The organism is Pseudomonas defluvii (assembly GCF_001695625.1).
Classification (GTDB): domain Bacteria; phylum Pseudomonadota; class Gammaproteobacteria; order Pseudomonadales; family Pseudomonadaceae; genus Aquipseudomonas; species Aquipseudomonas defluvii.
On record NZ_MBPN01000129.1, the window covers coordinates 1 to 11,567 of the forward strand.

Sequence of the window (11,567 nt, forward strand, 5' to 3'; positions counted from 1 at the left end):
AGGGCAGCGAAAAAACGCAGGCAACAAAAAACCGACCCTAAGGTCGGTTTTTTTACAAGCAGGTCACTTAGGCAGCAGTTTTCAGCGCCTTGATGTGGCCATTCAGACGGCTCTTATGACGAGCTGCCTTGTTCTTGTGGATGATGCCCTTGTCGGCCATACGGTCGATTACAGGGACAGCCAGAACGTAAGCGGCTTGTGCTTTGTCAGCGTCTTTTGTGTCGATGGCCTTAACTACGTTTTTGATGTAGGTACGGACCATGGAACGCAGGCTGGCGTTGTGGCTGCGACGCTTCTCAGCCTGTTTTGCACGTTTTTTGGCGGAAGGTGAGTTGGCCACCGTCGAGCTCCTCGAAAGACTTTAAATAGCAAACAAAATAGGCCGCGAATCATGCCGATGAGTTAAGCAGTTGTCAAGGGTACATATGCCCTTCTGCTAAGCGGTCGATGTAACCACGGAGATGATTCCCTTCTGGCACATGACCTGTAAACTCGGTCGTTTTCACTCGGCATCGCGGATGCGGCGCGGATTATCGCATATCCGCGCGCTCAGATGCCCAACCCTTCGTCTACAGGCGTGAAAATCACTCGATGAATTTGCTCAAATCCTTGGCCGCCGTCAGTTCCATCACCATGGTTTCACGGGTGCTGGGCTTCGTCCGCGACACCATACTGGCGCGCATCTTTGGTGCCGGCGTGGCCACCGATGCCTTCTTCATTGCCTTCAAACTGCCTAACCTGCTGCGGCGGATCTTCGCCGAAGGCGCGTTCTCTCAGGCTTTTGTACCTATTCTGGCCGAATACAAAAGCCAGCAGGGCGAAGAGGCGACACGTACGTTTGTCGCGTATATCGCAGGGCTTTTGACGTTGGTGCTGGCCGTGGTCACGGCGCTGGGGATCATCGCTGCGCCTTGGGTGATCTGGATAACGGCGCCGGGTTTTGTCGACAGCCCTGAAAAGTTCGAGCTCACCACCGACCTGTTGCGTGTCACGTTCCCTTATATATTGCTGATCTCGCTGTCGTCTCTGGCGGGCGCGATCCTTAACACCTGGAACCGTTTCTCGGTGCCGGCCTTCGTGCCGACGCTGCTTAACGTGGCAATGATCTTTTTTGCGTTGTTCCTCACGCCTTACTTCAATCCACCGGTCATGGCCCTGGGCTGGGCGGTGCTGGCAGGCGGGCTGTTGCAGTTGCTTTATCAACTGCCACACCTGAAAAAGATCGGCATGCTCGTTCTGCCGCGCCTGAATCTGCGGGACAGCGGCGTGTGGCGTGTGTTGAAACAGATGCTGCCGGCGATCCTCGGGGTATCGGTCAGCCAGATTTCGCTGATCATCAATACGATCTTTGCCTCTTTTCTGGTGGCGGGCTCCGTGTCCTGGATGTACTACGCCGACCGCCTGATGGAACTGCCCTCTGGGGTGCTGGGTGTTGCCTTGGGCACGATCCTCTTGCCGACCCTGGCCAAGACCTACGCCAACAAGGACCGTCACGAATATTCGCGGATTCTCGACTGGGGCCTGCGGCTTTGCTTCCTGCTGGTGCTGCCGTGTACCTTCGCCTTGGCGATTCTGGCTGAGCCCTTGACCGTGTCGTTGTTCCAGTACGGCAAATTCAGTGCCTTCGATGCTGCAATGACCCAGCGCGCGTTGATCGCCTACTCGGTTGGCCTGCTCGGGATCATTCTGGTCAAAGTGCTGGCGCCTGGTTTTTATGCCCAGCAGAATATTCGGACGCCGGTGAAAATCGCGATTTTCACCTTGGTGACGACCCAGTTGCTCAACCTGGCGTTTATTTCGCATCTGCAGCACGCGGGGCTGGCGTTGGCGATCAGTGTCGGCGCCTGTCTCAATGCCGGCCTGCTCTATTGGAAACTGCGCCAGCAAGACCTCTTCCAGCCACAGCCTGGCTGGACCGTGTTCCTGCTCAAATTGCTGGTGGCGGTCCTGTTGATGGCCGGTGTGCTGGTCGTGGGGATGAAGCTGATGCCTGCCTGGGAGCAAGGGCAGATGCTTGCCCGCTTCCTGCGCCTCGGGGTGTTGATTGGCGCTGGCATTGCCACCTATTTTGGTTGTTTGTTCCTGTTTGGTTTCCGCCCGCGGGACTTTGCGCGCAAGGCATTGCATTAATGGGCGACGTCGGTCAGGCGTCGGTTTTTGGCGTTGACGATAAACGCAGCACGCTGCTGCCTGTCGTCAGCGCGCGGGTGTGGTTATAATCGGCCACTTTATGATCAAGAAGTGCGTTATGCAGCTGGTTCGAGGCCTTCACAACCTGCGCCCCCAGCACCGGGGCTGTGTCGCCACTATTGGCAACTTTGACGGTGTCCACCGTGGCCACCAGGCAATCCTGGCACGTCTGCGCGAGCGGGCGGCGGCGCTGGGTGTTCCTAGCTGTGTGGTGATATTCGAGCCACAGCCGCGCGAATACTTTGCGCCGGACACAGCGCCAGCCCGCCTAGCGCGGCTGCGTGACAAGGTTGCCCTGTTGGCGGCTGAAGGTATCGACCGGGTGCTTTGCCTGGCCTTCAACCAGCGCTTGAGCAAGCTCAGCGCCGCCGAGTTCGTCGAAACCATTCTGGTCGATGGCCTGGGGGTGCAGCATCTGGAGGTCGGTGACGATTTTCGCTTTGGCTGTGACCGGGCAGGCGATTTCTCGTTCCTGGAGCAAGCCGGGGCCACTTACGGATTTACCGTCGAAGCAGCCCAAACGGTTGAGCTCGACGGTTTCCGGGTTAGCAGTACCGAGGTACGCAATGCCTTGGCCGACGCCGACTTTGCCTTGGCCGAGCGGTTGCTGGGACGGCCTTACCGTATTACCGGGTGGGTGCTGCACGGCCAGAAACTGGCGCGTCAGTTGGGCACCCCTACCGCGAATGTCCAGCTCAAGCGGCGTCGTGTGCCGTTGACGGGCGTTTATCTGGCCAGCGCCGAAATTGATGGCCAGCGTTGGCCGGGCGTCGCCAATATTGGCGTACGGCCCACTGTTTCAGGTGATGGCAGTGCCCACCTGGAAATACACCTTCTGGATTTTGCCGGCGACCTGTATGGCCGGCGTTTGACGGTGGTATTCCACCACAAGCTGCGCGACGAGCAGCGTTTCGCCTCCCTGGAGGCGCTTAAGTCGGCGATCGATGCGGATATCGCCGCCGCACGTGCCCATTGGCACGCTCAACCGCTAACGAAGAGCCTGAAATGACCGACTATAAAGCCACGCTTAACCTTCCGGACACCGCCTTCCCAATGAAGGCCGGCCTGCCACAGCGCGAACCGCAGATCCTGCAGCGCTGGGACAGCATTGGCCTGTACCAGAAGCTGCGTGAGATTGGCAAGGATCGTCCGAAGTTCGTACTGCACGACGGTCCACCCTATGCCAACGGCAAGATTCACATCGGTCATGCGCTGAACAAGATTCTCAAGGACATGATCGTCCGCTCCAAGACCCTGGCCGGCTATGACGCGCCGTATGTACCGGGTTGGGACTGCCACGGCCTGCCGATTGAGCACAAGGTCGAAGTGACCCATGGCAAGCACCTGACCGCAGACAAAACCCGCGAGCTGTGCCGCGCCTATGCTGCCGAGCAGATCGAAGGCCAGAAGACCGAGTTCATTCGTCTGGGTGTCCTGGGTGACTGGGACAATCCCTACAAGACCATGAACTTCGCCAACGAAGCTGGTGAAATCCGCGCGCTGGCGGAAATGGTCAAACACGGCTTCGTGTTCAAGGGCTTGAAGCCCGTGAACTGGTGTTTCGACTGTGGTTCGGCACTGGCCGAGGCGGAAGTCGAGTACGCAGACAAGAAATCGCAAACCATCGACGTGGCATTCCCGATCGTCGATGAGGCCAAGCTGGCTGCGGCCTTCGGTCTCGGTGCACTGGCCAAGCCTGCCTCGATCGTGATCTGGACCACCACGCCGTGGACCATTCCAGCCAACCAGGCGCTGAACGTTCACCCTGAGTTCAACTACGCGCTGGTTGATGTCGGTGACAAGCTGCTGGTACTGGCCGAGGAACTGGTTGAGTCCTGCCTCAGCCGCTACAAGCTGGAAGGCAGCGTCATCGCTACCGCACCAGGCGCTGCGCTGGACCTGATCAACTTCCGTCACCCGTTCTACGACCGTTTGTCGCCGGTTTACCTGGCCGAGTACGTTGAGCTGGGCGCCGGTACGGGTGTGGTTCACTCCGCGCCTGCCTACGGCGAGGACGACTTCGTCACCTGCAAGCGCTACGGCATGTCCAACGACGACATCCTCACGCCGGTGCAGAGCAACGGTGTGTATGTCGAGTCGCTGCCGTTCTTTGGCGGCCAGTTCATCTGGAAGGCCAACCCGGCGATCGTTGAAAAGCTGTCTGAAGTCGGTGCGCTGATGCATACCGAAACCATCAGCCACAGCTACATGCACTGCTGGCGTCACAAGACCCCGCTGATCTACCGCGCCACCGCGCAGTGGTTCGTGGGCATGGACAAGCAGCCAGATCAGGGCGACACCCTGCGTCAGCGCGCGATCAAGGCCATTGAAGACACCAAGTTCGTGCCGGCCTGGGGCCAGGCGCGCCTGCATTCGATGATCGCCAACCGCCCGGACTGGTGCATCTCGCGTCAGCGTAACTGGGGCGTCCCGATTCCGTTCTTCCTGCATAAACAGACCGGTGAGCTGCACCCGCGCACCGTTGAGCTGATGGAAGAAGTGGCCAAGCGCGTCGAGCAGGAAGGCATTGAAGCCTGGTTCAAGGTGGATGCCGCCGAGCTGATTGGTGAAGAGGCCGCCCAGTACGACAAGATCGCCGATACGCTCGACGTCTGGTTCGACTCAGGCACCACTCACTGGCACGTACTGCGTGGCTCGCATAATGTCGGTCACGAAAGCGGCCCGCGTGCAGACCTGTACCTGGAAGGTTCCGACCAGCACCGTGGCTGGTTCCACTCCTCGTTGCTGACTGGTTGCGCCATCGACAACCACGCACCGTACCGCGAGCTGCTGACGCACGGTTTCACCGTCGATGAAAACGGTCGCAAGATGTCCAAGTCGCTGGGCAACACCATCGAGCCGCAGAAGGTCAATGACACCCTGGGTGCCGACATCATGCGTCTGTGGGTATCGGCCACGGACTACTCCGGCGAGATGGCGGTTTCTGATCAGATCCTGCAGCGCAGTGCTGATGCCTACCGTCGTATCCGTAACACCGCGCGCTTCCTGCTGTCGAACCTGTCCGGTTTCGACCCGGCGACCGATCTGCTGCCTGCTGAAGACATGCTGGCGCTGGACCGTTGGGCCGTGGACCGCACCCTGATACTGCAACGCGAGCTTGAAGAGCACTACGGCGAGTACCGTTTCTGGAACGTCTACTCCAAGGTTCACAACTTCTGCGTGCAGGAGCTGGGTGGTTTCTATCTGGACATCATCAAGGACCGTCAGTACACCACGGGTGCCAACAGTGTCGCACGGCGCTCCTGCCAGACCGCGCTGTACCACATCAGTGAGGCGCTGGTGCGCTGGATCGCGCCGATCCTGGCCTTCACCGCTGACGAGCTGTGGCAGTACCTGCCGGGCGAGCGTAACGAGTCGGTAATGCTCAACACCTGGTACCAGGGCCTGAGCGAGCTGCCAGAAGGCTTCGAGCTGGGCCGTGCCTATTGGGACCGGATCATGGCGGTCAAAGCGGCGGTCAACAAGGAGCTGGAGAACCAGCGTGCAGCCAAGGCCATTGGTGGCAACCTGCAAGCTGAAGTGACCCTGTTTGCCGATGAAGCCTTGTCCGCTGATCTGGGCAAGCTCAGCAACGAGCTGCGTTTTGTACTGATCACCTCGGCTGCCAGCGTTGCACCGTTCGTGCAAGCACCGGCCGATGCCGTGGTTACCGAAGTGGCAGGCCTGAAACTCAAGGTGGTCAAGTCGGGTTACACCAAGTGTGGCCGTTGCTGGCACTTCCGTGAGGACGTGGGTGTGAACCCTGAGCATCCGGAAATCTGCGGCCGTTGTGTCGACAACATCAGCGGCACTGGTGAGGTGCGTCACTATGCCTAACCCTGCCGTGGGGCGCTTCGGGCGCCTCAGCTGGCTCTGGTTGAGCGTGCTGGTCCTGGTCCTTGACCAGGCCAGCAAGTTCTACTTTGAGGGCTCACTGAGCCTGTACCAGCAAATTGTGGTCATTCCGGACTACTTCAGCTGGACCCTGGCCTACAACACCGGCGCCGCATTCAGCTTCCTGGCAGACAGCTCGGGCTGGCAGCGCTGGCTGTTTGCCCTGATTGCCCTGGTCGTCAGTGCGGTACTGGTCGTCTGGCTCAAGCGTCTTGGGGGCAACGACACCTGGCTGGCTGTTGCCCTGGCGCTGGTGCTGGGTGGCGCGCTGGGCAACCTGTACGACCGTATCGTTCTGGGCCATGTGATCGATTTCATTCTGGTGCACTGGCAGAACCGTTGGTATTTCCCGGCCTTCAACCTGGCCGACAGCGCGATTACCGTTGGCGCGGTAATGTTGGCGCTGGACATGTTCAAAAGTAAAAAGTCCGGAGAACCCGTCCATGACTGACATCCGTATCGGCCAGAACACCGAAGTTACCCTGCACTTCGCGCTGCATCTGGAAAACGGCGACACCGTCGACAGTACGTTCGACAAGGCGCCAGCGGTCTTCAAGGTCGGCGACGGCAACCTGTTGCCAGGTTTTGAGGCCGCCTTGTTCGGTTTCAAAGCCGGTGACAAGCGCACCGTGACCGTTGCGCCGGAAAGCGCGTTTGGCCAACCCAACCCGCAGAACGTTCAGGTCATGCCGCGCTCCTCGTTCAACGACATGGAATTGTCCGAAGGCCTGCTGGTGATCTTCAACGACGCGGCCAATGCCGAGTTGCCTGGCGTTGTAAAAGCCTTTGACGATGCTCAGGTCACCATCGACTTCAACCATCCGCTGGCCGGCAAGACCTTGAGCTTCGAGGTGGAAATCCTCGGGGTCAAGGCGCTTTGAGCCAGGAGCACTCCATGCAAATCAAGCTCGCCAACCCTCGTGGTTTCTGTGCCGGCGTGGATCGGGCGATTGAAATCGTCAACCGTGCCCTGGAAGTCTTCGGGCCGCCGATCTATGTGCGCCATGAAGTGGTGCACAACAAGTTTGTCGTTGAAGACCTGCGCGCACGCGGCGCGATTTTCGTCGAAGAGCTGGAACAGGTGCCCGATGACGTCATTGTCATCTTCAGTGCCCACGGTGTTTCCCAGGCGGTACGCCAGGAAGCAGCGGGGCGTGGCCTGAAGGTTTTCGATGCCACCTGTCCATTGGTGACCAAGGTGCATATCGAAGTGGCGCGTTATAGCCGCGACGGCAGGGAGTGCATCCTGATTGGTCACGCCGGGCATCCGGAAGTTGAAGGCACCATGGGCCAGTATGACGCGGCCAACGGCGGTGCCATCTACCTGGTCGAGGATGAGGAAGATGTCGCGAACCTCCAGGTTATTAACCCGGAGCGCCTGGCATTCGTCACTCAGACCACCTTGTCGATGGATGACACCAGCCGCGTTATCGATGCTCTGCGTACGCGTTTCCCAAGCATCGGTGGCCCGCGCAAGGATGACATCTGCTACGCCACCCAGAACCGCCAGGATGCCGTCAAGCAGCTAGCCGACGAGTGTGACGTCGTTTTGGTAGTCGGTAGCCCTAACAGCTCCAACTCCAATCGTCTGCGTGAGTTGGCTGAGCGCATGTCGACCCCGGCCTACCTGATCGATGGCGCCGAAGACCTGCAACGTAGCTGGTTCGACGGTGTTGAGCGAGTCGGTATCACGGCGGGTGCTTCTGCTCCTGAAGTGCTGGTGCGTGGTGTGATTCAGCAACTGCAGGCGTGGGGGGCGACGGGGGCCGAAGAGCTGGATGGGCGTGAAGAGAACATCACCTTCTCGATGCCCAAAGAGCTACGGGTGCGTTCGCTGACCTGACCCGGCAGCCGCACACCGCGGCTGCTCATGCAAAGCCTGCCTCAGGCTGACCCGACCCGAGCGGGACAGTACGACCTGATAATGGCTTCTGGCAGTGGCATCTTCACAGACGTGCAAGGTGCCGGCCAGAAAGGCACCACTGCCCTGTAGCGGCGTGCCCAGGCCACTGAAACGCACCTGGTGTGCCAGTGGTTGGTTGCCAACAATCAAGACCCGGCCGCTGGCGCGATACTCGTGCAACAGCGTCCGGGTTTCTTGTTCCAGCACGGTGCGCCAGCCGTTGCGCCAATCCCCCTCAATAGCCTGTAGCACCACGATCTGGTTGCGCTGCAGCGCTTCGCTGCGGGCATGGTTCAGTGCCTGAGTCAGTTGCTGCGCGCTCGCCTGGCGCTGTAGGCGGGTGCTCATATCGCTGTAGGCCGGTATCCCCAAATGCAGCAGCAGGGTTATCAGCATCAGCGCGTACAGCAGTTGAATCAGTGTTACTCCCTGTTGCTGCATGCGGCATTCCTCCCTGGACGTGCTTCGCTTCAGGGTCAGATTCGGCGGGAAGTTTGTCCAGTCGGCCGAGTTGTCTGGAGCAGGTGGAAAAATCGCAGGAGGCGAAATATGGCCAGGAGGTCGCAGGGCGGTATGACCCTGATTGAGGTAATGGTGGCGTTGGTGGTCGTCGGGCTGGGTTTGTTCGGCGCAGCCATGCTGCAGTTGCGGGCATTGCAGGCCACCGACAGCGCACGGATGAGCACTCAGGGCGCCTTTGTTGCGCAAGGGGTGCTTGAGCAGGTTCGCGCTCGCGGTGAGGTGAGTGACCTCGCACGCGCAGCGTTGCACCATGAGGTTGAAGCGTTTGCCGGCGCATCGGCTCATGGGCAAGTGGCGCAGGCTGGCGCTGAGACGCTCGTGACGCTGACCTGGGATGATCGCCGCGCTGGTGGTGCTCCCCGTGTGCTGCAAATCGCCGGGTGGGTTTTGCCATGATCGACCAGAAGGGTTTCAGCCTGGTCGAGTCGCTGATCGCATTGAGCCTGGGTTTGCTGCTGATGCTGGCCTGCAGCCGCTTGTTCTTGGGCGCGATTCAGGTTTGGCAGTCGCAGGCGCTGGCGGCACATCTGCAGGACGATGCCCGTTTTGCACTGCTGCGTATGGCGCGGGATATCCGCATGGCCGGCATGACCGGGTGTTTACGGCATGAGGCAATCACCTTTGCCGACGCCACGGTGGCCGATAGCTTTCGGCAACCACTGAGTGTTGACCGCGCCAATGACGGCAGCCTGCGCGCCCTGAGCCTGATTGTTGGCGAGTCTGGTGAGGCGGGTGGCCCACCCGACTGGACGCTGGTCACCGATTGCCTGATGAGCGCACACGTCTACCCAGGGGCTCGCAGCGCCGGGGCAGGGCAGATAGCACTGCCCATACGGCGACAGACCTACCGCCTGGAGGGGCGGCAACTGTTGCTGAGCAGTGGCGGCAGCAGTGCGGTGCTGATCAACAACGTGAGCGCGTTACGGTTGATGTTTGATCCCGCTGCGCCCCGCGAGCTGCACTTGAGCCTGACCTTGAGTGATCCGCATGGGCTGGGCGCCGCGCAGACCTACCAACTGACCGCAGCTCCGCGCAACAGGTTGTTTTAGCGATGTGCAGGCAACGAGGAATGGTGCTGTTGCTAAGCCTGCTGCTAACAATGTTGCTGGGGTTGCTGGGGCTTTCATCGCTGCACAGCGCACTGTTGCAGGAGCGCATGTCGGGGAATCTGCTGATGTCTCTCCAACTGCTTGAGCAGGCTGAGGCTACCTTGCGTCACGGCGAGGCGCAGGTGCGGGCCGGGCTTGAGCTGGTGCCGTGTCGTTACTGCCAGCCACCACCGGAAGTGGGGCGGGTGCAGGTGCCGGGTATCTATCACGGTGTGGGCAGGCGCTCCGGGATGGTTTGGTCTGCTTCGGACTCAGGGCTGTTCATGATTCAACGGCTCGGTGTCAGTACCCGTGCAGCCCACATGCCTGACGAGAAGCCGGTCACGCTCTATCGCATCACGGCCGTCGCCCGCCAAGGTTCCGCCCGCACGGTACTGGAAAGCACCTTGGCCTTGCCGCTGGCGGCGGATGGGGCGTCGGCGCAACGCATTCTCTGGCGACAAATTCTTTAGAGAGGGTATCCGATGAATAGCTCATGCAAGGGGCTGACCCTGATCGAACTGTTGATTGTCATCGCCGTCGTCGGCATTCTGGCGAGCATTGCCTACCCCAGCTACAGCGAAAAGGTCAAAAAGGCCGCACGCACGGAAATCGCCGGGTTGTTGTTCGAGAGCGCATTGAGCCTTGAGCGGCACCGCTCACGTGCGGGTCAGTATGCCGATACCGACGCGGTGGTAACCCCTCTGCCCACTGGCACCGACTACTACAGCCTGCATGCCAGCCGTACTGCCGAAGACTTCGTGCTTTCTGCCCGGCGTCGGCCAGGTACGTTGATGGCGAATGACCGCTGTGCGGACTTCGCGCTTGGCCATGACGGCATTCGCCGCAACCCAGGCGCAGCACCGGATCACAGCCTGGAGCACTGCTGGGGCAACTGAGGATTTTGCAGGTTCATGGCGCCGAGGCGGCGTCACGGTTCATTTCGGGTATTGGATCAACAGATGACTAAGCACGTAGTGATTGTCGGTGGCGGGGTGATTGGCCTGCTGACTGCGTTCAACCTGGCTGCAGAGGTCGAACAGGTGGTGCTCTGTGACAAGGGCGAGGTGGGCAAGGAGTCCTCCTGGGCGGGAGGCGGCATCGTATCGCCGCTCTATCCCTGGCGTTACAGCCCGGCCGTGACGGCCCTCGCGCACTGGTCGCAGGACTTTTATCCACAGTTGGGCGAGCGTCTGTTCGCCAGCACCGGGGTTGACCCTGAAGTGCACACCACGGGCCTTTACTGGCTAGACCTGGACGATGAAAGCGAAGCGTTGGCTTGGGCCGCGCGTGAAGAGCGCCCCTTGAGTGCCGTGGATATCGCCCAGGCGTATGCGGCAGTGCCGGTATTGGGCAGCGGTTTCAGCCGGGCTATCTACATGTCGGGCGTTGCCAATGTGCGTAACCCTCGGCTGGTCAAGTCACTCAAGGCGGCGTTACAGGCGATGCCTAATGTGGTCTTGAAAGAGCATTGCGAGATTACCGGGTTCTCCCGTGACGGCGAGACAATCACAGGGGTGGAAACCGCGACCGGGCCCATTGCGGCTGATCGCGTGGTGCTCACCGCCGGGGCCTGGAGTGGCGAGTTGTTGGCTTCCCTGGGGTTGAACCTGCCGGTAGAGCCGGTCAAGGGCCAGATGATCCTCTACAAGTGTGCCGCCGACTTCCTGCCAAGCATGGTGCTGGCCAAGGGGCGTTATGCGATTCCGCGTCGTGATGGGCATGTGCTGGTGGGCAGTACCCTGGAACATGCCGGTTTCGATAAAACCCCGACCGAAGATGCGCTGGAAAGCCTCAAGGCGTCGGCGGTGGAGCTGCTACCTGCGTTGGCGGATGCAACGCCAGTGGCCCATTGGGCAGGTTTGCGCCCGGGCTCCCCTGAGGGGGTTCCCTACATTGGTGAGGTGCCCGGTTGGCAAGGGCTGTGGCTGAACTGCGGGCACTACCGCAATGGCCTCGTACTGGCGCCA

At 60.3% G+C, this 11,567-nt stretch carries 13 protein-coding genes; 11 read left to right on the plus strand and 2 right to left on the minus strand.

The window, feature by feature from the left end:
• Positions 1-67 precede the first annotated feature (67 nt).
• Positions 68-340 carry a 30S ribosomal protein S20 gene (gene rpsT / locus EKA13_RS23435; protein WP_065761566.1) on the minus strand — a complete coding sequence of 91 codons (273 nt, stop codon included), beginning with the start codon at positions 338-340 and terminating at the stop codon, positions 68-70.
• Between the two features lie 251 nt (positions 341-591).
• On the opposite strand from rpsT, the gene murJ reads away from it, so the two are divergent.
• The 6 genes from murJ to ispH all read left to right on the plus strand — a co-directional run bounded on the left by murJ (position 592) and on the right by ispH (position 7,927).
• Positions 592-2,130: a murein biosynthesis integral membrane protein MurJ gene (gene murJ, locus EKA13_RS23440; RefSeq protein WP_065761567.1), complete on the plus strand. Its 1,539-nt coding sequence runs from the start codon at positions 592-594 to the stop codon at positions 2,128-2,130.
• A gap of 118 nt (positions 2,131-2,248) precedes the next feature.
• Positions 2,249-3,199: a bifunctional riboflavin kinase/FAD synthetase gene (ribF, locus tag EKA13_RS23445; RefSeq protein WP_065761568.1), complete on the plus strand. Its 951-nt coding sequence runs from the start codon at positions 2,249-2,251 to the stop codon at positions 3,197-3,199.
• Complete coding sequence (gene ileS, locus EKA13_RS23450) at positions 3,196-6,027, plus strand: isoleucine--tRNA ligase (protein ID WP_065761569.1); 2,832 nt, start codon at positions 3,196-3,198, stop codon at positions 6,025-6,027. The genes ribF and ileS overlap by 4 nt, the downstream gene beginning before the upstream one ends.
• The gene (gene lspA, locus EKA13_RS23455) at positions 6,020-6,535 is read left to right on the plus strand and encodes a signal peptidase II (protein WP_065761570.1); all 516 of its coding nucleotides are present in this window, start codon (positions 6,020-6,022) and stop codon (positions 6,533-6,535) included. The genes ileS and lspA overlap by 8 nt, the downstream gene beginning before the upstream one ends.
• A complete protein-coding gene (gene fkpB / locus EKA13_RS23460) occupies positions 6,528-6,965 on the plus strand; it encodes an FKBP-type peptidyl-prolyl cis-trans isomerase (RefSeq protein ID WP_065761571.1) in 438 nt (145 codons plus the stop codon). The genes lspA and fkpB overlap by 8 nt, the downstream gene beginning before the upstream one ends.
• Before the next feature lie 14 nt (positions 6,966-6,979).
• Positions 6,980-7,927, plus strand: a complete 948-nt coding sequence (gene ispH / locus EKA13_RS23465) for a 4-hydroxy-3-methylbut-2-enyl diphosphate reductase (RefSeq protein ID WP_065761572.1) — start codon at positions 6,980-6,982, stop codon at positions 7,925-7,927.
• Here ispH and EKA13_RS23470 read toward each other — a convergent pair.
• The gene (locus EKA13_RS23470; RefSeq protein WP_065761573.1) at positions 7,904-8,428 is read right to left on the minus strand and encodes a GspH/FimT family pseudopilin; all 525 of its coding nucleotides are present in this window, start codon (positions 8,426-8,428) and stop codon (positions 7,904-7,906) included. The two genes, ispH and EKA13_RS23470, sit on opposite strands and share 24 nt — an antisense overlap.
• A gap of 108 nt (positions 8,429-8,536) precedes the next feature.
• On the opposite strand from EKA13_RS23470, the gene pilV reads away from it, so the two are divergent.
• The 5 genes from pilV to thiO all read left to right on the plus strand — a co-directional run.
• Positions 8,537-8,905 (plus strand): type IV pilus modification protein PilV, encoded by a 369-nt coding sequence (gene pilV / locus EKA13_RS27920; RefSeq protein ID WP_281182106.1) that lies wholly within the window; start codon positions 8,537-8,539, stop codon positions 8,903-8,905.
• Complete coding sequence (locus EKA13_RS23480) at positions 8,902-9,558, plus strand: PilW family protein (RefSeq protein WP_065761575.1); 657 nt, start codon at positions 8,902-8,904, stop codon at positions 9,556-9,558. Before pilV ends, EKA13_RS23480 begins: the two co-directional genes overlap by 4 nt.
• 20 nt (positions 9,559-9,578) lie before the next feature.
• Entirely contained in the window at positions 9,579-10,070 is a 492-nt protein-coding gene (locus EKA13_RS23485; protein ID WP_425415181.1) for a pilus assembly PilX family protein, read from the plus strand.
• A 12-nt stretch (positions 10,071-10,082) separates the two neighbouring features.
• Entirely contained in the window at positions 10,083-10,496 is a 414-nt protein-coding gene (locus tag EKA13_RS23490; RefSeq protein ID WP_065761577.1) for a type IV pilin protein, read from the plus strand.
• A 63-nt stretch (positions 10,497-10,559) separates the two neighbouring features.
• The coding region (gene thiO, locus EKA13_RS23495) for a glycine oxidase ThiO (RefSeq protein WP_065761578.1) at positions 10,560-11,567 on the plus strand (1,008 nt) is incomplete at its 3' end.